The 25,262-nt window shown below is 73.6% G+C and carries 19 protein-coding genes; 11 read left to right on the forward strand and 8 right to left on the reverse strand.

The genetic code is table 11. The annotated features are described in order from the left end of the window. Positions 1–54: 54 nt before the first annotated feature. Positions 55–1,881 carry an acyl-CoA dehydrogenase gene (locus ACFC02_RS33760; RefSeq protein ID WP_376365588.1) on the reverse strand — a complete coding sequence of 609 codons (1,827 nt, stop codon included), beginning with the start codon at positions 1,879–1,881 and terminating at the stop codon, positions 55–57. 144 nt (positions 1,882–2,025) lie between these two features. Here ACFC02_RS33760 and ACFC02_RS33765 point away from each other — a divergent pair, with 144 nt between their 5' ends. The 4 genes from ACFC02_RS33765 (at position 2,026) to ACFC02_RS33780 (ending at position 5,596) form a co-directional block, all read left to right on the forward strand. Beyond that, positions 2,026–2,505 carry an SseB family protein gene (locus ACFC02_RS33765; protein WP_360966271.1) on the forward strand — a complete coding sequence of 160 codons (480 nt, stop codon included), beginning with the start codon at positions 2,026–2,028 and terminating at the stop codon, positions 2,503–2,505. A 40-nt stretch (positions 2,506–2,545) separates the two neighbouring features. Continuing rightward, a complete protein-coding gene (locus ACFC02_RS33770; RefSeq protein WP_376365590.1) occupies positions 2,546–3,403 on the forward strand; it encodes a hypothetical protein in 858 nt (285 codons plus the stop codon). Between the two features lie 107 nt (positions 3,404–3,510). Beyond that, positions 3,511–4,488 (forward strand): pirin family protein, encoded by a 978-nt coding sequence (locus ACFC02_RS33775; RefSeq protein WP_376365592.1) that lies wholly within the window; start codon positions 3,511–3,513, stop codon positions 4,486–4,488. A gap of 82 nt (positions 4,489–4,570) precedes the next feature. Beyond that, entirely contained in the window at positions 4,571–5,596 is a 1,026-nt protein-coding gene (locus ACFC02_RS33780; protein WP_376365593.1) for an AI-2E family transporter, read from the forward strand. A 44-nt stretch (positions 5,597–5,640) separates the two neighbouring features. Here ACFC02_RS33780 and ACFC02_RS33785 read toward each other — a convergent pair whose 3' ends face one another. After that, the gene (locus ACFC02_RS33785; RefSeq protein WP_376365595.1) at positions 5,641–7,797 is read right to left on the reverse strand and encodes a SpoIIE family protein phosphatase; all 2,157 of its coding nucleotides are present in this window, start codon (positions 7,795–7,797) and stop codon (positions 5,641–5,643) included. Between the two features lie 222 nt (positions 7,798–8,019). Between ACFC02_RS33785 and aspS the strand changes: the two genes are divergently transcribed. Next, the gene (aspS, locus tag ACFC02_RS33790) at positions 8,020–9,783 is read left to right on the forward strand and encodes an aspartate--tRNA ligase (RefSeq protein ID WP_376365597.1); all 1,764 of its coding nucleotides are present in this window, start codon (positions 8,020–8,022) and stop codon (positions 9,781–9,783) included. An 88-nt stretch (positions 9,784–9,871) separates the two neighbouring features. Here aspS and metG read toward each other — a convergent pair whose 3' ends face one another. The 4 genes from metG to ACFC02_RS33810 form a co-directional block, all read right to left on the reverse strand. After that, the gene (metG, locus tag ACFC02_RS33795) at positions 9,872–11,587 is read right to left on the reverse strand and encodes a methionine--tRNA ligase (RefSeq protein ID WP_376365599.1); all 1,716 of its coding nucleotides are present in this window, start codon (positions 11,585–11,587) and stop codon (positions 9,872–9,874) included. Positions 11,588–11,756: 169 nt separating this feature from the next. After that, positions 11,757–13,196: a VWA domain-containing protein gene (locus ACFC02_RS33800; RefSeq protein WP_376365601.1), complete on the reverse strand. Its 1,440-nt coding sequence runs from the start codon at positions 13,194–13,196 to the stop codon at positions 11,757–11,759. 169 nt (positions 13,197–13,365) lie between these two features. Continuing rightward, on the reverse strand, positions 13,366–14,373 hold the full coding sequence (locus ACFC02_RS33805; RefSeq protein ID WP_376365603.1) for a hypothetical protein: 1,008 nt from the start codon (positions 14,371–14,373) through the stop codon (positions 13,366–13,368). Between the two features lie 206 nt (positions 14,374–14,579). Next, positions 14,580–15,032: a hypothetical protein gene (locus ACFC02_RS33810; protein WP_376365605.1), complete on the reverse strand. Its 453-nt coding sequence runs from the start codon at positions 15,030–15,032 to the stop codon at positions 14,580–14,582. 196 nt (positions 15,033–15,228) lie between these two features. On the opposite strand from ACFC02_RS33810, the gene ACFC02_RS33815 reads away from it, so the two are divergent. The 4 genes from ACFC02_RS33815 to ACFC02_RS33830 all read left to right on the forward strand — a co-directional run bounded on the left by ACFC02_RS33815 (position 15,229) and on the right by ACFC02_RS33830 (position 21,259). Continuing rightward, the gene (locus ACFC02_RS33815) at positions 15,229–16,323 is read left to right on the forward strand and encodes a hypothetical protein (protein ID WP_376365607.1); all 1,095 of its coding nucleotides are present in this window, start codon (positions 15,229–15,231) and stop codon (positions 16,321–16,323) included. Positions 16,324–16,441: 118 nt separating this feature from the next. Next, positions 16,442–16,804 carry a hypothetical protein gene (locus ACFC02_RS33820; protein WP_360966240.1) on the forward strand — a complete coding sequence of 121 codons (363 nt, stop codon included), beginning with the start codon at positions 16,442–16,444 and terminating at the stop codon, positions 16,802–16,804. A gap of 4 nt (positions 16,805–16,808) precedes the next feature. Continuing rightward, the gene (locus ACFC02_RS33825; RefSeq protein WP_376365609.1) at positions 16,809–19,721 is read left to right on the forward strand and encodes a substrate-binding domain-containing protein; all 2,913 of its coding nucleotides are present in this window, start codon (positions 16,809–16,811) and stop codon (positions 19,719–19,721) included. Positions 19,722–19,876: 155 nt separating this feature from the next. Next, positions 19,877–21,259, forward strand: a complete 1,383-nt coding sequence (locus ACFC02_RS33830; RefSeq protein ID WP_376365611.1) for an extracellular solute-binding protein — start codon at positions 19,877–19,879, stop codon at positions 21,257–21,259. Positions 21,260–21,348: 89 nt separating this feature from the next. Here the strand turns inward: ACFC02_RS33830 and ACFC02_RS33835 are convergent, their stop codons facing one another. Continuing rightward, entirely contained in the window at positions 21,349–21,516 is a 168-nt protein-coding gene (locus ACFC02_RS33835) for a hypothetical protein (protein ID WP_376365613.1), read from the reverse strand. Between the two features lie 244 nt (positions 21,517–21,760). Here ACFC02_RS33835 and ACFC02_RS33840 point away from each other — a divergent pair, with 244 nt between their 5' ends. After that, positions 21,761–23,104 carry a tetratricopeptide repeat protein gene (locus ACFC02_RS33840; protein ID WP_376365615.1) on the forward strand — a complete coding sequence of 448 codons (1,344 nt, stop codon included), beginning with the start codon at positions 21,761–21,763 and terminating at the stop codon, positions 23,102–23,104. Between the two features lie 56 nt (positions 23,105–23,160). Here the strand turns inward: ACFC02_RS33840 and ACFC02_RS33845 are convergent, their stop codons facing one another. Further along, the gene (locus ACFC02_RS33845; protein WP_376365617.1) at positions 23,161–23,964 is read right to left on the reverse strand and encodes a hypothetical protein; all 804 of its coding nucleotides are present in this window, start codon (positions 23,962–23,964) and stop codon (positions 23,161–23,163) included. Between the two features lie 195 nt (positions 23,965–24,159). Here ACFC02_RS33845 and ACFC02_RS33850 point away from each other — a divergent pair, with 195 nt between their 5' ends. Next, a complete protein-coding gene (locus tag ACFC02_RS33850) occupies positions 24,160–25,143 on the forward strand; it encodes a nucleoside hydrolase (RefSeq protein ID WP_360966222.1) in 984 nt (327 codons plus the stop codon). The last annotated feature ends 119 nt before the right edge of the window (positions 25,144–25,262 follow it).

Raw genomic sequence — 25,262 nt, forward strand, 5'->3', positions numbered from 1 at the left:
GGAGCGGACCCCTCGGCGGGACCCCGGGTGAACCCCTGGGCGGGGCGGCGGTGGCTAGAAGGCGGCCTCGTCCAGCTCCATCAGGTCCAGGTCGACGTTCTGGGCCAGCTTGCGGGCCAGGGTGACGCCGGGCAGGACGTTGGCCGCGAAGAACTTCGCCGCCGCGATCTTGCCGGTGTAGAAGGCCCGGTCCTTGGCGGAGGCGGTCTCGAGCTTCTCGGCGGCGATCGCGGCGCCCTTGAGCAGCAGGTAGCCGACGACCACGTCACCGGAGGCCAGCAGCAGGCGGGTGGTGTTCAGGCCCACCTTGTAGATGTTCTTGACGTCCTGCTCGGTGGCGGCGAGGTCGGTCAGCAGCAGGCCGACGACGGCCTCCAGCTCGACGGCGGCCTTGGCCAGGTGCTCACGGGCGCCCGCCAGCTCCTCGCCGCCCGTGGCCAGGGCCAGGAACTGCTTGATGTCCTCGGCGAGCGAGTTCAGCGCGGCGCCCTGGTTGCGGACGATCTTCCGGAAGAAGAAGTCCTGGCCCTGGATCGCGGTGGTGCCCTCGTACAGGGTGTCGATCTTGGCGTCGCGGATGTACTGCTCGATCGGGTACTCCTGCAGGAAGCCGGAGCCGCCGAAGATCTGCAGGGACTGGGCGAGCTGCTCGTAGCCCTTCTCGGAACCGTAGCCCTTGACGATGGGCAGGAGCAGGTCGTTCAGCGCGTGCTCGGCCTTGGCGTCCTCGCCGTTCGCCTCCTTGACCGCGATCGCGTCCTGGACGGAGGCGGTGTAGAGGACGAGGGCGCGCATGCCCTCCGCGTACGCCTTCTGCGTCATCAGCGAGCGGCGCACGTCGGGGTGGTGGGTGATGGTGACCTTGGGCGCCGTCTTGTCCATGAAGTCGGCGAGGTCCGGGCCCTGGACGCGCTCCTTGGCGTACTCCAGCGCGTTGAGGTAGCCGGTCGACAGGGTGGAGATCGCCTTCGTGCCGACCATCATGCGGGCGAACTCGATGATGCGGAACATCTGGCGGATGCCGTCGTGCTTGTCGCCGATCAGCCAGCCCTTGGCGGGGTGGCGGTCGCCGAAGGTCATCTCGCAGGTGTTGGAGGCCTTCAGGCCCATCTTGTGCTCGACGTTGGTGGCGTAGACGCCGTTGCGCTCGCCCAGCTCGCCGGTCTCGAAGTCGAAGAGGTACTTCGGGACCAGGAAGAGGGACAGGCCCTTGGTGCCGGGTCCCGCGCCCTCGGGGCGGGCGAGGACGTAGTGGAGGATGTTCTCCTCCATGTCGTGCTCACCGGAGGTGATGAAGCGCTTCACGCCCTCGATGTGCCAGGAGCCGTCCTCCTGCTGGACGGCCCTGGTGCGGCCGGCGCCCACGTCGGAGCCCGCGTCGGGCTCGGTGAGCACCATCGTGGAGCCCCAGGTCCTCTCGACCGCGACCCTGGCGGCCTTCTTCTGCTCCTCGGTGCCCTCCTCGAAGAGGATGCGGGCGAACGCCGGGCCGGAGGAGTACATCCAGACGGCCGGGTTGGCGCCGAGGATCAGCTCCGCGTAGGCCCAGATCAGGGACGGCGGGGCAGTGGTGCCGCCGATCTCCTCGGGCAGGCCCAGGCGCCAGTACTCCGAGTCCATGAAGGCCTTGTAGCTCTTCTTGAAGCTCGCCGGGACCGGCGCGGTGCTGGTCTGCGGGTCGAAGACCGGCGGGTTGCGGTCGGCGTCCGCGAAGGACTCCGCCAGCTCGTTCTCCGCGAGGCGCGTCAGCTCCGCCAGGACGGACTTGGCGGTCTCGGTGTCCATCTCCTCGAACGGGCCGCTGCCGTACAGCTTGTCGCGCCCGAGCACTTCGAAGAGGTTGAACTCGATGTCACGGAGATTCGACTTGTAGTGCCCCATGGCCACGGCTCCCGTTGAGGACTCGGCGAGGCACTGGCTCCTCGCATCCGGTTCACGTACCAACTAGTAACTCCGATGATGCTACCCGTCGGTAATAAGAAGCAACCCCGAGCGGGCCATCTGTGACTCAGTACTCTTGCGTCCATGTACGGCTACGACCAGAGCGCGGGCGCGGGCGCACAGCAGGGATACGTCCCGCCGCAGCAGCAGATGCCCGGAGGCGTCGGCGGGTACGGGCAGCAGCCGCCGCTGTATCCGGAGCCGTCTCCTCCGTCGCTGGCCGACGCGGTGCGCGCCTTCACCACCGGGCAGATGGCCGCCGAGGACTTCCAGCAGATCTTCGCCACCTCCAAGGTGTACTGCCCGCGCGGCGACACCCCCGGCTTCCTCGCACTGCACAACACCCAGCAGCCGGTGATCCCGATGTTCACCTCGCTCAAGGAACTGCGCCGCTACGCCGGCAAGGAGTCCAAGTACTTCGTGATCACCGGCGCGGAGGTGATCGACCTGCTGCCCACCGGGTACGGCTTCGTGCTCGACATGGAGGGCGAGCACCGGATGGTCTTCGACGCGAAGGCGGTCGAGCAGATGGTCGACTTCGCGATGCGCCGCATGTACGGCTGAACCGCTCCTTCCGCCCGGGGGGCGCTCCTAGGGTGCCCCCGTGACCTCCTTCGACACCGCGCCGCCGGTCCTGTACGGACGGCGGCGCAGCGCTGCCCGGCTGTGCCCGGGTGAGCTCCTGCTCGACGCCCGGCTGCTGCGCCGCCGCATACCCGTGGCGGCGATCGAACGCGTGCTCGTCGGCGGGGCCGGCGGGCGCACGCTGACCGTCGTGCTGACCGCCGCCGGTGCCGAGCCGCCGGCCGCGTACTCCCTCACCTGCCGCGACGCCGCCGCCGTGCGCGCCTTCGCCGACGCCCTCGGTCGCAGGCTGCCCGCGCGCGCGAGCGGTGATCCCCGCCCGGACGGGCCGGAGCAGGTGCGCGAGGAGCGGCTGAAGCGGTGGGCGCCCGCGCCGCACCGGGGAGCGGGACGGGCCGCCGGGGCGGTCTACGTGCTCGTGGCCGCCGCCCTCCTGGTGAGGGGGGCGGCGGCCGGGGCCGTCTTCGGCTGGCTGGCGGCTCCGCTGGTGATCGCGCCCGCTGTCGTCGCCGTGGCGGGCGGGGCGGGGCTGGTCCGGCGGGCCCGGGTGCTGCGGGCGCGCGGGATCGCGGTGCCGGCCCGGCTGAGGCGCTCCTACGCCGTGCACGGGGGCGACGAGCCGTCCGAGCACCACGTCTACACGTACGTCGACGCCGACGGGCTGACCCGGGAGTGGCGCGGGGCGGGGAGCGGAGCCGAAGGGGCGGAGATCCTCTACGACCCCGCGGACCCGGAGGCCGCGGTGTTCGGCCGCGACACCACCGGCCGGCTGGTCGGCGGGACGGCCTTCGCGGTGGGTGTCGGGGGCGTGCTGCTCTTCATCGGCGTGATGCTGGTGGCGCCCGCGGTGAGCGCGCTGACCGGCTGGGGGCGCTGAGCGGCAGAACCGTGTCGTGAGTCCGGGAATGCCCCGGGGCCGTCCTCCGTTGTGGCTGGCAGAAAGTTGAACGCTCAACTAGAGTGAGCGCACAAGGAGGTACCGACATGCCTGCAGTGACCGTCGAGAACCCGCTGGCGCTGCCCCGTGTGGCCGCGCCGGCCGACGCCGTGGCACGCCCCGTGCTCGCCGTCACGACCGCGCCGAGCGGTTTCGAGGGCGAGGGCTTCCCGGTGCGCCGGGCGTTCGCCGGGATCAACTACCGCCATCTCGACCCGTTCATCATGATGGACCAGATGGGTGAGGTGGAGTACGCGCCCGGTGAGCCCAAGGGCACCCCCTGGCACCCGCACCGCGGCTTCGAGACCGTCACCTACATCATCGACGGCGTCTTCGACCACCAGGACTCCAACGGCGGCGGCGGCACCATCACCAACGGCGACACCCAGTGGATGACGGCGGGCAGCGGACTGCTGCACATCGAGGCGCCGCCGGAGTCCCTGGTCATGTCCGGCGGCCTCTTCCACGGCCTCCAGCTGTGGGTGAACCTGCCGGCCAAGGACAAGATGATGGCCCCGAGGTACCAGGACATCCGCGGGGGCAGCGTCCAACTGCTCACCTCCCCCGACGGCGGCGCGCTGCTGCGGGTCATCGCCGGTGAGCTGGACGGCCACCAGGGTCCCGGCGTCACGCACACGCCGATCACCATGATCCACGCGACGCTCGCGCCGGGCGCGGAGGTCACCCTGCCCTGGCGGGAGGACTTCAACGGGCTGGCCTACGTCCTCGCCGGGCGCGGCACGGTGGGCGCCGAGCGCCGGCCGGTCCAGGTCGGCCAGACCGCCGTCTTCGGCGCCGGCGGTTCGCTGACCGTCCGCGCGGACGAGAAGCAGGACTCCCGTACGCCGGACCTGGAGGTCGTCCTGCTGGGCGGGCAGCCGATCCGTGAGCCGATGGCGCACTACGGCCCGTTCGTCATGAACACCAGGGAAGAACTCCAGCAGGCCTTCGAGGACTTCCAGAAGGGGCGGCTGGGCTCCGTCCCGGCCGTCCACGGCATGACCGGCAGCGGTCCGCAGGACTGAGCCGCGCCCCGCGCGGGCGCGGGGTCACCCGGGCGGGCCGTCCGTGCAGGACAGCCCGCCCGGCGCGTGGTCCGCTGGTGGGGTGCGACTGCTGCCCGAGCCCGTCCGGCGCCTTGCCGCCTGGTGCGCCGTCGCGCTGCTCGTCTCCGGTGTGGTGTGGATCGTGGTGCGGCTGTGCGTGGCCTTCCGTACGACGGTCACGCCGGTGCTGCTCGCGCTGCTCGGGACCGCGCTGCTGCGGCCCCTGTTCCGGCGGCTGGTGCGGGCGAAGGTGAACCGTTCGGTGGCGGCCGGGATCACGTGTGCCGCCGTCCTGGTCGTCGTCGGCGGCGTCGGCTACATCGTGGCGCTCGCGCTGATCGACAGCGGGCCGCAGATCGCCTCCTCCCTGGAGCGCGCGGCGAAGTCGCTCGCCTCGCACTTCGGGGCGGCCGGCACCTCGCTCGACGACCTCGCCGCCCATGCCAGGCAGCTGCTGTCCAAGTTCGGCGGGACGGCGGTCTCCAACGTGATCAGCGGGGTCAGTGTGGTCGCCGAGTACATGGCGATGGCGGTGCTGGCGCTGCTGCTCGTCTTCTTCTTCCTGCGTGACTCGGGCCGGGCGCTCGACACGCTGCGTTCGCTGGCGCCGGGCGGGAGCGCCGATGCGGCGGAGGCCATGGCCCGGCGGGCTTTCGCCGCAGTCGAGGGCTTCATGCGCGGGACCACGCTGATCGCGTTCATCGACGCCGTGTGCATCACCGTCGGTCTGCTGCTGCTCGACGTGCCGGGCGCGATCGGGCTGGGCGCGCTGGTCTTCGTCGGGGCCTACATCCCCTACCTGGGGGCGTTCATCTCCGGGACGGTGTCCGTGCTGGTCGCGCTCGCCGACCGGGGGTTCGCCGTCGCGCTGTGGGCGCTCGGCGTGGTGCTGGCCGTGCAGGTCCTGGAGGGGCACGTGCTGCAGCCGGTGATCCAGAGCCGGACCGTGCAGCTGCATCCGGCGGCGGTGCTGCTGGCCATCACCGCGGGGGCGTCGGTCGCGGGGATCGTCGGGATGCTGCTGGCGGTGCCGCTGACGGCGGCGGCGTCGGGGATCGCGCACGAGCTGCGGCAGCGGTTCTCGTAGCGGCGGCCCGAGGGGTCCCGCGGGCCGGCCGGGGTGCCGGCCGGTCACAGCTTGGGGTGCGGGGGCTCGTACAGCTCGAACCAGATGCTCTTGCCCACCCCCCGCGGTTCGACCCCCCAGGCGTCCGCGAGCAGTTCGATCAGGACCAGGCCCCGCCCGGAGGAGGCCAGCTCGCCCGGTCTGCGTTTGTGCGGGAGGTCGTCGCCGGCGTCGGTGACCTCCACCCGCAACCGCCGCTCGCCCCGTTCGCCGCTCACCTCGGCCAGCAGCAGCGCGTCGGTGTCGGTGTGCACGAGCACGTTGGTCAGCGTCTCGGACAGCAGCAGCACCGCCGAGTCCACCTGGTCGGCGGACGACCAGTCGTGCAGCAGCTCCCGCAGCTGCTGGCGGGCCAGCGCGATCCGCTCCGGCTCGGCCTGCGCCACGGTCAGCAGGGTGCGCCGGATCTCCGGCCGGGCGGTGACGGCGCCGCCGTGGCCGTCGTGGAGCCGGCTCAGCAGCAGGACGGCGATGTCGTCCTCGCGGCGGTCGGCGAGCGGGCCGGTGGTGTGGTGCGAGGACGGCCCGTGCACGGCCTGGACGAGCGCGTCGGCCAGCTCCTCGGTGTCGCCGTCGTGCTGCTCCAGGATGGTGCGGATGCGCTGCCAGCCGGTGTCCAGGTCGTGGCCGCCGGTCTCGATCAGGCCGTCGGTGCAGAGCATCATGGTCTCGCCCGGTTCCAGGACGAACCGGGTGGTGGGGTAGTCGGCGTCCGGGTCGACGCCCAGCGGCAGCCCGCCCGCCGTCGGGCGCAGCAGCACCGTGCCGTCCGCCATGCGGATCACCGGGTCGGGGTGCCCGGCGCGGGCGACCTCCAGGATGCCGGTGCGGGGGTCGACCTCGGCGTACAGGCAGGTCGCGAAGCGCAGGTCGGCGAGGTCGTCGTCGGCGCTGTCGTCGACGACGCCGTGCAGGAAGCGGGAGGCGCGGGTGAGGACCGCGTCCGGGCGGTGGCCCTCGGAGGCATAGGCGCGCAGGGCGATGCGCAGCTGGCCCATCAGGCCGGCGGCGCGTACGTCGTGGCCCTGGACGTCCCCCATGACCAGGGCGAACCGTCCCGCGCCGGCTTTCGTTCGGGTCCGGGAGGGGCCGCCGGGCAGCGGGATCACGTCGTACCAGTCGCCGCCGACCTGGAGGCCGCCGCCGGTGGGGACGTAGCGGGCCGCCACGTCCATGCCGGGGACGGCGGGGCCGGTCGTGGGCATCATCGAGCGCTGCAGGCCCTCGCTCAGCGCACGCTCGGTCTCGGCCGTCCCGGCGCGGGAGAGGGCCTGGGCGAGCATGCGGGCCACCGTGGTCAGCACCGAGCGTTCGTCGGGCGTGAAGGCGACCGGATAGGTGAAGGCGGCCATCCAGGCGCCCATGGTGTGGCCCGAGGCGGTCAGCGGCAAAAACGCCCAGGAGCGGCGCTCGAAGCGCTGGGCCAGTTTCCAGGTGAGCGGGTAGCGGGCCTGGTACTCCTCGGGGGAGGCCAGGTAGACGGCCCGTCCGGTGCGGACCACCTCGGCGGCCGGGTAGTCGGTCTCCAGGGCCATGTGCACGAAGGGGACCTCGTCGCCCTCCTGCTGCCCGTGGTGGCCGATGATCGTCAGGTGGTCGGCCTCCACGCCGAAGACGGCCAGGCCGTCGGGTGAGAAGCCGGGCATCGACAGGCCGGCCGCGACCCGCAGCACCTCCGCGGTGGAGCGCGCCTCGGCCAGGGCGCGGCCCGCGTCCAGCAGGAACGCCTCCCGTGAGCGCCGCCAGTCGCCGGTGACGGCGCTGCGCCCGGCCGGGGAGCCGGGCGTGGGTTCGGTGACCTCCTGGAGGGTGCCGATCAGTTCGTAGGCCTTCTTGCGGGAGTCGTAGGCGGGGCGGGAGCGGCTGCGGACCACGCGGATGATCCGGCCCCGCTCGTCCATGATCCGGATGCGCACCTCGGCGAGGGTGCCTTCGGCGGCGGCGAGCCGGACCACGCCGGTGATCTCGTTCCAGTCGACCGGGTGCAGGCGGGCGCGCACCTGGGCCTCGGTGAGGGTGGCGCCCTCGGCGGGCAGCCCGAGCAGCCGTGCCGCCTCGGCGTCGACCGCGACCAGCCCGGTGGAGGTGTCCCAGTGCCACAGCCCGGTCGCGAGGGCGGCCAGGACGTCCCCCACGGCGGGCAGGGGCTCACCAGTGCGCATTGCCCCACTGTAAGAAGAGGCTCTCGAACACTGCCACCGAAGGCGTACGGGCGTGCGGGCCCGGGGTGCCCGCGAACGGGCCGGTGGGGACGCCGGGATCACGGCCGGCGGCGTGGGCCGTGATATGGGGGAGAGGCGATCTCCCCTCGGCCGGTAGGCTGGGTGGGTCCGGGCCGTGCCCGCCCGGTGATCCCCCGATCCGCGAAGACTGGATGAACGACGATGCATCGGTACAGGTCCCACACCTGCGGCGAGCTCCGCGCCTCTGACGTCGGCACCGACGTCCGGCTGAGTGGCTGGCTGCACAATCGGCGCGACCTGGGCGGCATCCTCTTCATCGATCTGCGCGACCACCACGGCATCACGCAGCTCGTCGCCCGTCCCGGCACGCCCGCGTACGAGGCGCTGGACAAGCTGTCCAAGGAGACGGTCGTCCGGGTCGACGGCGGCGTTGTCTCACGTGGAACCGAGAACGTGAACACCGACCTGCCCACCGGCGAGGTCGAGGTCGAGGTCGGCGAGGTCGAGGTGCTCGGCGCCGCCGCCCCGCTGCCCTTCACGATCAACGCGGAGGACGGGGTCAACGAGGAGCGGCGCCTGGAGTACCGCTTCCTGGACCTGCGCCGCGAGCGCATGCACCGCAACATCATGCTGCGGACGGCCGTGATCTCCGCGATCCGGCAGAAGATGGTCGCGCTCGGCTTCAACGAGATGGCGACGCCGATCCTGTCCGCCACCTCCCCCGAGGGCGCCCGCGACTACGTCGTCCCCTCCCGGGTCCACGCGGGCCGGTTCTACGCCCTGCCGCAGGCGCCGCAGCAGTTCAAGCAGCTGCTGATGATCTCCGGCTTCGACCGCTACTTCCAGATCGCGCCCTGCTTCCGCGACGAGGACGCCCGCGCGGACCGGTCGCCGGGCGAGTTCTACCAGCTCGACGTCGAGATGAGCTTCGTCGAGCAGGAGGACGTGTTCCGTCCCATCGAGCAGCTGATGACCGAGCTGTTCGAGGAGTTCGGCGGCGGCCGTCACGTCACCTCCCCCTTCCCGCGCATCCCGTTCCGCGAGGCGATGCTCAAGTACGGCTCCGACAAGCCGGACCTGCGCGCCAAGCTGGAGCTGGTCGACATCACGGACGTCTTCGAGGGCTCGGAGTTCAAGGCGTTCGCCGGCAAGCACGTGCGCGCGCTGCCGGTGCCGGCGGTCCAGGACCAGCCGCGCAAGTTCTTCGACCAGCTGGGTGACTACGCGGTCTCGCTGGGCGCCAAGGGCCTGGCCTGGGTGCGGGTGGCCGAGGACGGTTCGCTGACCGGCCCCATCGCGAAGTTCCTCACCGAGGAGAACGTCGCCGAGCTGACCAAGCGGCTGTCCCTGGCCGCCGGTCACGCGGTGTTCTTCGGCGCGGGCGAGTTCGACGAGGTCTCGAAGATCATGGGCGCCGTGCGGGTCGAGGCCGCCAAGCGGGCGGGGCACTTCGAGGAGGACGTCTTCCGCTTCTGCTGGATCGTCGACTTCCCGATGTACGAGAAGGACGAGGAGACCGGGAAGATCGACTTCTCGCACAACCCGTTCTCGATGCCGCAGGGCGGCCTGGAGGCCCTGGAGACCCAGGACCCGCTGTCCATCCTGGGCTGGCAGTACGACATCGTCTGCAACGGCGTCGAGCTGTCCAGCGGTGCCATCCGGAACCACGAGCCGGACATCATGCTCAAGGCCTTCGAAATCGCGGGCTACGACCGCGAGACCGTCGAGGACAAGTTCGCCGGCATGCTCCGCGCCTTCCGCTTCGGCGCCCCGCCGCACGGCGGCATCGCCCCGGGCGTGGACCGCATCGTCATGCTCCTGGCGGACGAGCCGAACATCCGCGAGACGATCGCCTTCCCGCTCAACGGCAACGCCCAGGACCTGATGATGGGCGCCCCGACCGAACTGGACGAGTCCCGCCTGCGCGAACTGCACCTGACGGTGCGCAAGCCGCAGCCGAAGTAGGCCGCGCAACGGCGAGGCGGTCCGGAACCGATGTGGGTTCCGGACCGCCTCGCCGTTTTCGCACCCCGTGTGCCCGGGGCGGGAGGGACTACTGCGGCTCGCCGCCGAAGCGCTCCTTGTAGGCGGCCAGGTCGTCCTCGGTGAGCTTGGCGAACAGGACCGGGGGGACCGTGAAGGGGGTGCCCGCGGCCAGCGCGTCCAGCGACTTCGCCTCCTCGGGGGTGACCCAGGTCGCCGTGTCGTCGGCGAGGGCGAACGCGGCGCGCATCGCCTTGGCCGTGGTGGGGATGAGGGGCTCGGAGACCACCGCGTACAGGTGGATCAGGTTCATCGCCGTGCGCAGGGTCAGGGCCGCGCCGTCCTGGTCGGTCTTGATCTCCAGCCAGGGGGCCTTCTCCTCCAGGTAGGAGTTGCCGGCCGACCACAGGGCGCGCAGGGCCGCGGCGGCCTTGCGGAACTGGAGCGTCTCCATCTGCTCCTCGTACTCGGCGAGCAGCCGGGCGATCTCCTCGCCCAGCCGCGCCTCCGCCTCGCCCGGCGCACCGCCGGCCGGGACCTCGGCGCCGAAGCGCTTCTTGGAGAAGGACAGCACGCGGTTGACGAAGTTGCCCAGGGTGTCGGCCAGGTCCTTGTTCACCGTGGCCGTGAAGTGCTCCCAGGTGAAGGAGGAGTCGTCCGACTCGGGCGCGTTGGCGATGAGGAAGTAGCGCCAGTAGTCCGCCGGGAGGATCTCCAGGGCCTGGTCGGTGAAGACGCCCCGCTTCTGCGAGGTGGAGAACTTCCCGCCGTAGTACGTCAGCCAGTTGAAGGCCTTGACGTAGTCGACCTTCTTCCACGGCTCACGCACGCCGAGTTCCGTCGCCGGGAACATCACGGTGTGGAAGGGGACGTTGTCCTTCGCCATGAACTCCGTGTAGCGGACGGTGTCGTCGGCCTCGTACCACCACGACTTCCAGTCGCGGTTGCCCGGGTCCTTGTCCGCCCACTCCTTCGTCGCGCCGATGTACTCGATGGGCGCGTCGAACCACACGTAGAAGACCTTGCCCTCGGCCGCCAGCTCCGGCCAGGTGTCCGCCGGGACGGGGACGCCCCAGTCCAGGTCGCGGGTGATCGCGCGGTCGTGCAGGCCCTCGGTCAGCCACTTGCGGGCGATGGAGGAGGCCAGCTGCGGCCAGTCGGCCTCGTGGCGGGCCACCCACTCCTCGACCTCGTGCTGCAGCTTGGACTGGAGCAGGAAGAGGTGCTTGGTCTCGCGGACCTCCAGGTCCGTCGAGCCCGAGATGGCGCTGCGCGGGTCGATCAGGTCCGTCGGGTCCAGCACGCGGGTGCAGTTCTCGCACTGGTCGCCGCGCGCCTTGTCGTAGCCGCAGTGCGGGCAGGTGCCCTCCACGTAGCGGTCCGGCAGGAAGCGGCCGTCGGCCGGGCTGTACACCTGGCGGATCGAACGCTCCTCGATGAAGCCGTTCTCGTGCAGCCTGCGGGCGAAGTGCTGCGTGATCTCCACGTTCTCCGGGGAGGAACTCCGGCCGAAGTAGTCGAAGGCGAGCGCGAAACCGTCGTACACGGCCTTCTGGGCGTCGTGCGCCTGCGCGCAGAACTCGGCGACGGGGATGCCCCGTTCCTTGGCGGCCAGCTCCGCGGGGGTGCCGTGCTCGTCCGTGGCGCAGATGTACAGCACCTCGTGGCCGCGCCGGCGCAGGTAGCGCGCGTAGACGTCCGCCGGGAGCATGGACCCCACCATGTTGCCCAGGTGCTTGATCCCGTTGATGTACGGAAGGGCGCTGGTGATGAGGTGTCGAGCCATCGCGGGCTGCTCCCAAGTCGCTACGTGGGGTGACGGCGGGCGGTCTCCTGCGGCCGTCCGATTCGTCTACGAACCTTGAAATCGTAGCCGACACGGCCGCGCCGTCCGCTTCCCGTTCTACGTGCTGGGAAGCGGACGGCGCGGGGTGTCGTGCGGTGGCTGCGGTGCGTTACGGGCGCCAGGCGGCCAGTACGCCCTCGTACAGCTCCTTGTCCGTCAGCTCGCGGGGCGCGGGGCCGGCGTGGAAGAAGGACGCGTTGGCGCTCTTCAGCCTGCGGAGGTAGTCGAAGGCCTTGTTCTCGTGCTCGCCGAAGGCGACGAACGAGAAGAAGACGCCGGGGTGGCTCGCCGCGGCCTCGGTGAGGGCCTGGGTGGCGGGGGTCTTGGCGTCGGGGGCGCCGTCCGTCTGGAAGACCACCAGGACGGGGGCCTGCGGCGCCCTGCCGTGCTGGTCGAGGTGGGCCAGGACCGCCTCCACGGCGGCGTGGTAGCTGGTGCGGCCCATGCGGCCGAGCGTGCCGTGCACCTCGTCGATCCGGCCCTCGTGGTCGGCGAGGGTGAGGTCGGTGGTGCCGTCCACCTCCGTGGAGAAGAACGTCACGTGGACCGTGGCCTCGGGGTCGAGGTGCGCCGCGAGGGCCAGGGTCCGCTCCGCGAGGGTCTGCGCGGAGCCGTCCTTGTAGTACGGGCGCATGGACGCGGAGCGGTCGAGGACGAGGTGGACCTCGGCGCGGGCGCCGGTGAGGTCGTGCTTCTTGAGGGCGGCGGTGGCGGCCTTGTAGGCCGGAGCGAGGCCCGGGGCGCGGGACTTCAGGCGGGGGAGCGGAGTGGCGGGTTTGGCGGGGGTTTCGGGGGCGGAAGCGGTGGCGGGGCCGGTGGCGGGCCCGGGGGCGGCTTCGCCTTCGGCCGGGTCGTCCTTCCCACTCGCAGCACCCGTGCGGCCTTCGTCGTCAGGTGCGGTCGGCCCCTCGGGGGCCTCCTCGCCGTCGGCGGCTCGCGGGGGCTCGGGGGCCTGGTCCGCTGCTGCGGACTTCGAGGGCCGTGCGGGCTGCTCCGGCTGAGCCGCCGGTTCGGGCTCCTCGGCGTGTGCCGGTCCGTGCGGCGGTGCTGCCGGTGGTTCTTCCGCCGCCGTCGGTTCCGCCGGCTCCGTCAGTGCCTGCGGCTCTGTGGGTTCCGCCGGCTCCGGCAGCGCCTGCGGTTGCGTGGGTTCTGCCGGTCCGGCCGACTCTGCCGGTCCGGCCGACTCTGCCGGTTCTTCCGCCGCCGCCGGTTCAGCCGTCTCCGTCGTCTCCGCCGGTTCAGCCGTCTCCGTCGTCTCTGCCGGTTCAGCCGTCTCTGCCGGCGCCGCCGGTTTCGGGACCGTGACGTTGTCGAAGGCCGCTGCCACCAGTTCGTGCTCGTCGTCGGCGGGTGTGCGCTGGTCCGGGACGTGGGCGACGGGGGCCGGGGCGGGCTCCGGGGCCGGGGCCGGGACCTTCGGTGTCGGCTCCTGTGCGGGCGCCGGGGCCGCCTCCCGGGTCGTCGGAACCTGCTCCGCACCCTCTGCCTCGGCCGTACGCCCCTTGCGTGACCGGCCGAACGCGTTCCGCAGGCGAGTGAGAATGCCCATGTGCGCAACCCTTCGCGTGAGTTGATCCCGTCAATCCCTGGCCAGGACGGACACGTAAGGTTAGCGGCCCTCGGGGGCGATCCCGGCCACGGGAGAGGGACGGCGGCCGGGCCGTGTCAAGAGCGGCCGGGCGTGGCCTGCCGCACGTGCCTGAGGGCCCGCGCGCCCGTCAGGCCTCGACCCGGGTCGGTTCCTGCTGCTGGGGCGGGGTCTGCGCCTCGGGCGCCCGGCCGCGCCGGCCGAGGCGGAGCAGGAGCCGGAGGCGGCCGCGGGGCCGCGGGCCGGCGCCGGGGCGGGGACGGGTGCGTACCGGGCGGCGGCGGGTGAGCCAGGTCAGGGCGGCCACGGTCAGGCCCAGGGCCACCAGCAGCCAGGAAGTCGTGCGCAGCGTGGACGTCAGGGCGTCGTAGACGGCGCCCACGGCGGGCTGCGAGACCTCCTGGGGCAGGTCGGAGAGGGTCAGGGCGCGGCCCACGGCGAGCGCCAGGGCGAGCAGCGCGCCGCCCAGGGCGGTGCCGAGCGCGGTCGCGGTGACGGCCCGGCGGCGGCGGGCGGCCAGGGCGATGCCCGCGACGGCGAACGCGACGGCCGAGACGGGCAGCCAGAAGCCGGCGACTTCGAGCACGTGGAATCCCTTCCGCATGCGGCCCACGTCCTGGGCCGGGAGCAGGGCGACCTCGGTGTGCTCGACGGGGATGCGGTCGGCGAGCGGCACGTGGTCCTGGGCGAGCTGGGCCTTGACCTGGGCGGTGACCGGGGCGAGATCGACGGTGACGGGGTGGTCGCGGTCGTCCTGCCCGTCCGGCCCCTCCTGTCCGTCCCGCAGGGCCCGCAGGACGGCGTCGTGGGCGACCCGGTTGCCCTCGTTCCAGGCGGTGCGGAACGCCGAGGTCTGGGTGAACGAGCGGACCGCGTCGTGCACGAAGGGCGCCACGGTCGCGCGCAGCACCCGGGCGTCCGTCTCCCGGCCGATCTCCTCCACGATGCCGTTGCCGACCGTGTCCGCGATCGCCTCGCGCACGTCCGGGTCGGCGGCCAGGGGCGCCATCGTGGTGACGTAGCGGCCGGTGTCGGCGAGCCCGTACGTCGCCCAGGCCGTCAGCGCGCCGAACGGCACGAGCAGGCAGGAGAGGACGATCAGCACGGCCGACAGGCCGCTGCGCAGGCGTCGGGTCACCCTCCCAGCGAAGTCTCCCGGCGACGGCCGCGCGAGTGGCGCACGGCATTCGGGTGACGACGCAGCGTAGGAGGAGCGGGAGCAGTGGGAGGACGGAGACAGCGGGAGGACGGAGACAGCGGGAGCCGCACGGGCAGAGCCGTGGGTCCCGGTGTGCCGGTCCGGGACCCAGGGCTGCGGTTGCCTGCCGGACGGCGAGGGCGGCGTCAGTCGATGCGGCGGCCCTTGGCGTCCTCGTGCGTGTAGACCCAGTAGAAGCAGATCAGGCCCACGGCCACCCCGAAGGCCAGGGACAGGCCGATGGTCAGCAGGACGGACTGCCCGGACTGGTCGTAGAGGAACCCGAAGGCCGCGCCGGTGAAGAGGAACCACAGGAAGGCGTGCAGTTCGCGCGGCAGCCGGGAGGCCAGGGTCAGCACGCCCGCCATGAGCAGCGTGAACACGACCGCGGTCACGAAGCCGAACACCACGTTCCCCACCGTGATCGGCCCGCCGGAGCGCCGGTTGGCGGCGGCCCAGTAGCCGTAGACGAGGCCGATGGCGAAGGGGCCCGCCCACCGGGCGACGTGGTGGGCGCGGGCGTCGAAGATGTCGGGTGTCCTCGGGTGCCGGGCGCGGGTGCCTGCGGTGCGGCCGGACACGGGTGCCGCGTGAACCATGAGAGCGCTCCTCTCTCCTCTCCCCCGCCTACCAGAGCACACCTGGGAGGCGGCCCTGGCAAGTCGGAGGGGACATCGGCGGCATGGCGGCACATCGGCGGACGCGGATGTTCCACGGTCCGGCACCCGCCCTCGTACCAGCAGCGGTTACGGTGCAGAGGTACGCGACCGACGACCGGATCACCGCGGGGGGACCATGCCCGGAACCGTGCTGCTGCTCGCGGCCTCGCCCGTGGGCAGGGGCCGTCTGGTCGACGCGGCCTCCGTGCTGCCGGTGCTGGCCGCCGTCGAGCCCGCCGTGCTGTCCGGCACCCCGACCGCGAGCGTCGTCGAACTCGCCGACCCGCTGGAGCCGCAGGCCGTACTCTCCCGGCTGCGGGCCGCGGCGGCGGCGCCGGGACCGCTGACCGTCTTCGTCACCGGCCAGCTCCAGCTCGACCGCCGCCAGAGCCTGCCGCACCTGGCGCTCGCCCGCACCACCGCGGCGACCGTCCGCTACACCGCCCTGCCCTGGCACTGGCTGCGCGAGGAGCTGCGGCTGCGCCCCGACGGCACGACCACCGTCGTGGCGGACCTGTACGCCGACCAGGAGAGCTGGCGGCAGCTGGCCGAGCGCCCCCTGGACACCGGCCGCAACATCGCCGTGTACGGCAGGATCGCCCCGCCGCCCGCCCGGCGCGCGGTGGCCGCGCCCGCCTACATGAAGGCGGTGGCGACGATCCTGCGCAGCGGGCACCGGCCGCCGGTGGACGAGTTGCACGAGCAGGCGCTGGCGCGGCTGGCCGTGGAGGAAGGGGCCGGGGCCGGGGGGCGCGGGAGTTCCGGCGGTCCCGGTCTCGTGCTCGCCGCGGGTCGGCCGGCGGCGGCCGACCCGCACGCCTCCATCGCGGCCTGGGTGGAGTCCGGGCGGCACGAGGAGGCCGACGCGCTCGCCGCGCGCTGGGAGCAGGACGCCGTACGGGAGCACGGGGCGGCCTCGGAGGAGGCGCTGCACTGGAGCGAGGTCCGCGCCGACCTCGCGATGTTCGCGGGCGACGCGGCGGGCAGCTGCCGTGCCTGGCTGTCCGTCGCCGCGACCCGGCTGGCCATGGGGCAGGGTGCCGGTGCGGTGCAGGTCGAGGCCGCCGTGGACCGGGCGCACCACCAGTGGGGCCAAATCCGCGATCCGGAGCGGGCCCGGCAACTCGGGCCGCTGCTGGCCGAGTTGCGCGGGCGGGTGCCCGGTCGGCAGCAGGGCGCGCTGGACCATGTACGGCGCCAGCTGCGGCAATTGCAGACGGCGCGGGGCTGAGGGCGGAGCCGGGGAGGGCGGGGAGCTGACGGGGCGCCGGCGCGCGGGCGTGAGGGATCGGTGTCCGACGCGTCCGCCCCCTCCCCAGGGCCCGCGCGCGGTGCCAGAATGATGAGTTATGGCTGAGGGGGAGGGCGTGGCCGGCCGAGGTATCCGGGTCCGGCTGGACGGAAGTGCGAGCAACCGGGACATCGATGCGCTGAAGGCGTGGCTGGAGCGGGAGAACCCGCTGGAGGACCTGGTGGCCGACGGGCGGCTGCGGATCCTCGAACAGCCGCGCTCCGACACGCCGTCCGGGCACATGGGCGCCGGCATGGAGATCCTGCTGGTCCTGGTCGGCGCGGGCGCCGAGGTGGTGTTCGGCGAGTTGCTGGAGCAGACGAGGAGGGCGGTGGCGGCCTGGCGGGAGAACCGCCGCCGGGTGGAGCCCGGGCCGCCCCCCGAGGAACGCGTCGATCCGGTGAACCCCGGCGGGGAGTAGCCCCGTGAGCCGCTTCGACCCGCGGGGGCGGGTGAATCGGGCGCTGCTGGTCGGCGTGTCGGAGTACGAGCACACGAAACCGGCCGCGTGGGACGGGGTGGCCGGTCAGCTGCCCGCCGTCCGCAACAACGTCAGCCGGCTGCGGCAGGCCCTGCGGGGTGGCGTGTTCGAGGACCGGGAGATCACGGACTGCCGTTCACCGTCCCACGACGACTTCGGCGAGGACCTGCGCAAGGCGGCCCACGAGGCCGAGGGCCTGCTGCTGTGCTACTTCGCCGGGCACGGCGCCGTGCCGAGCGCGGGCAACGAGCTGTTCCTCCAGATGCGCAACGCGCGCGTGGTCGCGGGCGCGCAGGCGGTCTTCCCCAACGCGACCTCGTTCACCGAGGTGCTCACCGTGCTCGCCGGGAGCGGCGCCGAGCGGATCGTGGTGATCCTCGACTGCTGCTACGCGGGCAACGCGGCCAAGGTGTGGCACGACTTCCCCGGCCGGCAGAAGATCCTGCTGCTGATGAGCGTCCAGTCCAACCGGCTGATCGACTCCGGGGACGACGCGGGGCCGACCCCGTTCACCGGCGCACTCGTCCGGCTCCTGGCGTCGGGCGAGGAACTGTCGCTGCTCGAAGTCTTCGGGCGGCTGCGCGCGCAGATGCTCGGGGCGGGTCTCACGACCGTCTTCGGGGACCCGTGGGAGCCGCAGCTCGCCGCCGCGCCGGACACGGACGTGCTGCTGGCGGGGGCCCGGCCGGTCGATCCGGACCCGGTGGCGCCGGTTCCGCTCACGGTGCCGGACTCGCCCTCGTCCCCGCCGCCGGCCACGGCCCCCTCGACGGACTTACCTCCGTCCTCCTCTCCGTCCTCCTCTCCCTCCCCCTCCTCCGTCCCGTCCTCCTCTCCCTCCCCGTCCGCGTCCCCGTCTCCCTCGCCGTCCCTGCATGCGGCGCCGCCGGAATCGTCCTCTCCCCCGTCGCCGGGCTCACCCTCGCGTCCGTCGTCGGACGAGCCCTCGTTGCCGCAGCCGACGCCGGAACCCTCCCCCGGAGCGTCGCCGGGCCCGCCCCCAGCGCCGCTGGGTGAGCGCGAGCAGCAGGACCGGGAGCCGTCAAAACCCTTGCTCCGGCGGGTGCTCGCGGCCCTGCGCCGTGCCGTCCACGCGCTGATCGGGGCCGTCGGGGCGCTGTTCGGCGCGGTCGTACGGTGGTTCGTGCGGTTCGGGCTGCTGGGCCGGGCCGTGCTGATCGCCGCGCTCGTCGTCGCGCTCGCCGGTGTCGGCTACGCCGGGCACCGGTTCATCGGCGCCGGGGGCGTCCACGAGTGCCGGCCGCCCCTCGAACTGCGGGTGCTGACCGACCCCGACCTGGAGCCGGCGGTGCGCACGGCCGCGGACGCCTACCTCACCGCGGGGGCCGACACCGACGGGCACGGCTGCCGCCGTACCGGCATCACCGTCTACAGCGCGGGTGCGAGCGCGGCGGTCACGGCGCTGCGCCAGCAGACCGACGCCTGGCAGGAGCCGCGCGAGGAGGACACCAACCCGCAGCGGGACGTCGGGCCGCAGCCGGACGTCTGGATCCCCGCCTCCGTGACGGACGTGGCCCGGGTGACCACCGATCCGACCGGGCGCACCTTCGTCGGACTGCACCCCGACCCGCAGCCGTTCGCGTACTCGCCGATGGTGCTGGCGGTGCCGGGGAAGACGGCCGGGGAGAGCGCGGGGGAGCGCGCCGGGCAGCCGCTGTCCCGGCTGATCGCGGACCTGCACAAGCGGGCCCCGGGCACCGGGGTGCTGCGCGCCGACCCGGAGGTCACCGACTCCGCGCTGCTGGCGACGATCGGCCTCTACGGTGGCGGCGCCGATCCACGCGCCGCCGAGCAGGGCGTCCGCGGTACGGGACCGCCCGCCGCGACGGCCGCCGCCCTGCTGTGCTCGCTGCCGGCCGACCACGGCGCCGACAGCCGTACGGCCGTCCTCGTCCCCGAGTTCCTGCTCGACAGCGGGGTGGGCTGCGCGCAGCGGACCCGGGTGCCGCGGACCGGCGAGTACCCCGCCGACGTACCGGCGCTGACGCCCACGTTCGTGCGGGTCGGCTGGGACGGCGGGGACCGGGACGCCGCCGACCGGAAGGACGCGGTGGACCGCTTCCACGCGTGGCTCACCGGCAAGGACGGGCTCGCCGCGTTCGCCGACGCCGGTTTCCGCGCCGCCTCGGGCGCCGGGCACGCGCTGCTCGATCCCGGGCCCGCCGGCGCCGGGGTGCTGCGCGACGCCGATCCGCTGCCGGGGGCCGCCGGGCGCGCGGCGATGGACACGGCACTCCAGCGGTACCGCAGCGCGAACGGTCCCGGCCGGGTCCTCTACCTCCTCGACAGCTCCGGTTCGATGCACACGCGGTGGCCGGGGCCCAGCGGCGGGCCCGGCATCCTGAAGCAGTCCCTGGGCGGGCTCGGCACGCAGGACGAGTACGGCGTGTGGGGCGTCTACGACGGCTTCGGCGGCGGCAACCACGACGAGGTGCTGGGCTTCGGGCACCACCGCCGCACCGACGCGGAGCACCGTGTCGACGCGGCGGCGCGCGTGCGGGACGCCGAGTCCGATCCGCACGCGGCGCTGCTCGCCGCGCTCGACTTCATGGGGGCGCGCGGCGCCGACGACAAGCGGCCGCAGCTGATCGTGTACATCACGGACGACGAGGACGACAACCGGCTGACCGGGAAGAACCTCTCCGAGGTGCTGGAGCGGGCACGGCAGCGCAAGGTGCCGGTGGACATGGTGTCCCTGGTCGGCGGCTCCTGCGACCAGGGCCGCCCGGCCGCGGCGGTCGCCGCGGGGAGCCACGGCCGCTGCCTGGACGTGGGCGAGGACCTCGGCGCCGGTCTGCATGACGAGGTCGCGCGCGTGGGGACGGGGGAGGACTGATGCGGCGGGGACACGGCCGGCGCGCGGACCGGCCGCGAATCCGGTGGGGGGACCGGCCGGTGGTCCGACGGGAGAAACGGCCGGGGGAGCGGACCGGGGGCCGGCGGACGGGGCCGCGGTCGCACGCGACGGGCCGGCGCCGCGCCGTGTCCGGGATGCCGGCCGCGCCGCTCCTGCGGGTCGTGTCGGCCGTGCTGGCCCTGCTGTTCGCCGCCACCGCCTGCACCACCGGCGGCCCCGACGCGACGCAGTCGCCCGCCGCCGACGTGCCCGGTGACATCGTCGTCGCCAGCGGCCGTGACGTCACCGGCAAGAACGGCATCCGGCAGCAGCTCATCGACGCCTGGAACCGGCAGCAGGACAAGGAGAGCACCGGCTACCGCGCGCGCCTCGTCGAGCTGCCCGGCTCCGCCGACGAGCAGCGCAGCCAGTTGCTGGGCGCCCTGCAGTCGGGCAGCGCCGACTACGACGTGGTGAACCTGGACGTGACCTGGGTGCCGGAGTTCGCCGAGGCCGGGCTGGTCGCACCGCTGCCGGACAGCACGCTCGACGGTGACGTCATCGGCTCGGTCGCCGCCACGGCGTCCTGGAAGGGCCGGGTCTACGCGGTGCCCTTCAACACCGACGTGGGGCTGCTCTACTACCGGCGCGACTACCTGCGCGAGGCGGGCATCCAGCAGACCACGCTCGGGGCCGATACGACCTGGGCGGATCTGCGCGACCTCGCCGACACCCTGGACGCGCACCCGCCCAAGGGCTACGAGAAGGCCTGGACGACCCAGCTCGCCGCCTACGAGGGCCGTACGGTCAACGCCGTCGAGGCGTTCGCGTCCGCCACGAAGGACTTCTCCCTGACCGACGGCTCAGGGCACTACACGGCGAGCCGCCAGGAGCTGATCGACGGCATCGCGGAACTGCGCCGGCGCACGGAGAAGCCGTACACCCTCGACCACGCCTTCACCTCCGACGAGGCCACCTCGCTCAGCGACTTCGCCGGGGGCCGCACCGCTTTCCTGCGGCAGTGGCCGTACGCCTACGGCACGCTCCACCAGACCTTCTCCGCCGACCAGGTGGGTGTGGCGGCGCTGCCCGGCCGTGCGGTGCTCGGCGGGCAGAACCTGGCGGTGGCGCGCTCCTCGGAACGGGCCGGGAAGGCCGCCCAGCTCATCGCCTACCTCACCAGCGCGCAGAGCGAACGGTGCCTGCTGGACGCCGGGTTCGCCGCGACCCGTACGTCGGCGTACGTGGACGACCACGTGCGGTGTCCGGTGGGCGCGGGGCCGACGGCGGCACCCACCGGGGAGAGCACGGACCGGATGCCGCGCGACGCGGCCGGACGGCCGGACTATGCGCGCGGCATCCTCTACCCCGCCCTCACGCACGCGGTCCCGCGCCCGCGCACCCCCCTGTACGGCGCCTTCACCCAGACCTTCACCACCGGACTGGGCCGGCTGTTCACCCCTGACCCGCCGGGCGACGCGGCCCTGGCCGACAGCCTGGACAAGGCGCTGCGCAAGGTGCTGCCGGACGGCTCGTAGGCCGGGCTCCGGCCCCGTGCCCTGGCCGTCCCTGGTCCGCGTCCCGGCCCGCGCACTGCTGCGCGTCCCGGTCCGCACGAGGACACGCCCTAGCGGTCCTCGACGACGACCTGCCGCACGGGATCGGGGCCGGTGGTGCCGGCGGGGCCCGCGTTGGCCGCGGCGACCAGGGCGGCGACGGCTACGAGCGCCGCGCCGACTGCTCTGACATGACGTGCACGGATGCGACCGGGGGGCGCGACAGGGCGTCCGAGCAAGGCGACCGACCTCACAGCGGCAGTGAACGACAGTGGGGGGTTAAGCAGGTTTAACGCTCTCTCCAACCTAGGGGGTGGGAGCGCTCGGCCGGAAGAGGCACAGGAAGGGAACGGCACGGGAGCCGAGGGCGGAACAGGAAGTGAACAAGGGGCAGTTGGCGTGAATCCCGGGCGTTCGGCCCTGTCTGACGTCAAGTCAGGGAAGCGGGTCTTCGTAAGTCCGCTTACTGGCATGATGAACCGCATGGCGAAGCGGGACGACCCGGAGACCATCGGGCGCAGGGTGCAGCGGCTGCGACGTGAACGGGGTATGACACAACGGCAGTTGGCGGAGCCCGCGTACACGCCCGCCTACGTCTCCACGCTGGAGGCCGGCCGGGTGCGCCCCTCCGACGACGCGCTGCGGCACCTCGCCGGCCGGCTGGGCGTCGCCTTCGAGGAACTGGCCACCGGCCGCCCCGCCCACCTCGCCACCGACCTGCGGCTGCGGCTGACCGAGGCACAGCGCACCCTGGCCACCGGGGAGACCGGCAGGGCCGCCGAACTCTACGCCGGGCTGCTCGCCGAGGCCGAGGACCACGAACTCGGCGACATCCAGGCCGAGGCGCTCCTCGGGCTCGGCGAGTGCGCCCTGGAGACCGGCGAGCTGGAGAGCGGACGGCAGTACTTCGAGCGCTCCGAACGGGCACTGGCCGACGCCCCGCTGACCGCCCGCGTCCCGGCCCTGCGCGGCCGTGCCGTCTCCCACTACCTCACCGGCGAACTGCGCTACGCCGTCTACCTCTTCGAGTCCACGCTCGACGAACTCAACCGAGCCGGGCTGCACGACCCCGACGCCCTGCTCCTGCTCTACGCGAGCGTCATCGGCCCGTACATGGACATGGGCGCGCACGCGCGGGCGGCGCAGGCGGCCGAGCTCGCCCTCGCGCTGGCCCCGCAGGCGGGCGATCCCGCGCTGGTGGCGCGCATGCACCGGTCGGTGGCCCGCACCCTGCTCGCCGAGGGCCGGATCGCCGAGGCGGACGCCTCGCTCGCCAAGGCCGCCGAGCTGTACCGGCACCTCCAGCTGCGCACCGAGCTCGCCAACTGCCACTGGATGCGCGGCTACGTCTGCGCGCAGAACGGCGAGCTGGAGCGTGCCGAGACGGAGTTGCGCGCCGCGCTCGACATGCTGACCGCCAAGCGGGCCGGGCTCTACACCCGGCAGGTCGCCGTCGAGCTGGCCGACGTGCTGCACCGGCGCGGCCGGTCGCAGGAGGCCGCGGAACTGCTGCGGGGCGTGCTCGGCGACCTCTCCTCCGAGCGGGGCGCGATGCACGCCGCCGCCGCGCACCGCCTGCTCGGCATCATCGCCGAGGACGCCCGCGACGCGGAGGCCGCCGAGGAGCACTACGTCCGCGCGCTGAGCCTGCTGGAACGGGCCGGCGCCGCCGGTGACCTGGCCGACCTGTGCCGGCTCCTCGGCGACCTGCTGCGCCGGACCGGCCGGGTCGAGGCGGCGCTGGACGCCTACCGCACCGGTCTGGGCCACCGTACGGCGCCCGGCACGACCACACTGGGCCCGGCGCCGGCGCAGCCGCTGCTGTGACCGGGGCTCCCGGGACTGCGGGACTCCTGTGATCCGGCCGCCGTCGTGGCCGGCGCTCAGGCCTGGGCGCGGCCTGAGCTGCGGACGGCCCTCAGGCGCTCCACGCCCCGCCGGACCGCCGCGTCGGTGGCGCCCGACGGGAGCGTGCCCGGGGCGCCGTCGGTGAGGGCGAACGCGTCGCCGCCCACGCGTACGGCGACGACGTCCACGGAGAGCGTGGTGACGTCCGCGCCGCCGGAGCCGGAGCCGGAGCCGTCCGGCGGCCCGGTGAAGGTGATCCGCAGTCCCTGCCGGGCGTCCCCGGCGGCGGGCATCGCCAGGTCGCTGACCCGCACGGTCTGCACGCCGGCCCGGGTGGTCGTCGCCGTGAACCGGGCGCAGGTCTTCGGCAGGGTGCGCAGCCAGGCGAGCGAACGGTCCACGTCCGCCGGGCGCGGCGAGAGGACCTGCTGGCGCAGCTGGGCCGCGCCGTCGCCGTCGTCGAAACCGGTCACCGCGTACGTCCCCTTGGGTGCGCCGAGCGGCTGGTCGGCGTAGAGGGCGTCGAGGAGGCGCCGGCAGTCGGGCGCGGCGGTGGTGCGTGCCTTGATGATGCCGTCCCGCCAGGTCGCGACGCCCTCGCTCGGCCGCCAGGTGGCACCGAGGTCGTCCTCGGTGAGCAGCGCGGCCTGGGCCTGGGCGGCGGTGAGTGCGGCGGGGTCCGGCGAGACGGGGCCGGCCGGCCGGGTGGCCGCGGCGGCGGAGGGTGAGGCACCGGCGGCCTGCCCCGCCTGACCGGAACCGCAGGCGGAGACCGCCGGCACGGCGCTCGCGCAGAGCACGGCGGCGGCAAGGACACGAACGGCCGGGGGACGGGGCATGGGGCGGTCCTCCACAGGAAGGGGCGATGCGCGAACCGGACGGTCCTCCCACGGCACCACCCGGTGGCGTCCCCCACCACCGCGCCGGGCCGTCCGGGTGAGGCGAGGGGCCGACGCGGCGCGGGGCCGGCGGCGACGGCGGCATAGGCTCGGTGGGGACGAAGCAGCGCACGCATGTCTCCCAGGGAGCCCGCCGTGACCGAGCAGTACACCTCCGACGCCACCCCCGTGATCATCGACTGCGACACGGGCGTCGACGACGCGCTCGCCCTGCTGTTCGCCGTACGCCACCCGGGCCTCGACCTGCGCGCCGTGACCTGCGTGGCGGGGAACACGGACGTGGACCAGGTGGTGCGGAACACGCTGACCGTGCTGGAGCAGGCGGGCGCGCCCGACATCCCCGTGGCGCGGGGAGCCGAGCGCCCGCTGATCGAGCCGGTGCGCACCGCGCTGCACGTGCACGGCAGGGACGGCATGGGCGACCTCGGGCTGCCCGCCCCGGCCCGCCGGCCCGCCGACGTGGACGCGGTGGCGCTGCTGCGCCGCGAGATCCTCGCCTCGCCCCGCCCGGTCACGCTGATCCCCACCGCGCCCCTGACCAACATCGCGCTGCTGCTGCGCACTCACCCCGAGGTGACGCGCAACATCGAGCGGATCGTGTTCATGGGCGGCGCGGTGGCCACCGGGAACGCCACGGCGGTCGCCGAGTTCAACGTCTGGCACGACCCGGAGGCCGCCGCGATCCTGCTGAGCGCCGGGGTACCGATCACGATGTACGGGCTCGACGTGTTCGAGCGGGTGATCGTCCCGGCCGGTGACGTGCGGCGCCTCGGGGCGAGCGCCGAGGCGGGCGAGCGGCTGGCCGGCCGGCTGCTGGCCCACCGCGACCCGGTGACGAGCGAGGAGGACCCGGCGGGCGGGCTCGGTGACGCGGGCGCGGTCTGCGCGGTCGCCGACCCGGCGGGGCTGACCACGCGCCGGCTGCCGGTCGAGGTGAACCTCGCGCCCGGTCCGGCGCGCGGCCAGACGGTCGTCGACCGCCGCCCGCGCCCCGGCGAGGCGGAACTGCACGGCGAGGCGCGCGAGCAGCGACTGGTCGACGTGGCCCTGGACATCGACGTGGACCGGTACGTGAAGCTGTACCTGGCCACCGTCGAGAACGCGGGCCCGGGCGCGTAGGCCCTGACCCGCCGGACGGGGGCGGGCCGGGGCGTGTTTCGAAAGTCCCTCCCCCGGCCTTCGGCCGGGAGGTGCCCCCAGCCCCGCGGCGTCTGGCACGCGCGCTCGCCGCGTTGTCG

The organism is Streptomyces sp. NPDC056160 (genome assembly GCF_042268205.1).
In the GTDB taxonomy this organism is placed as follows: Bacteria; Actinomycetota; Actinomycetes; order Streptomycetales; family Streptomycetaceae; genus Streptomyces.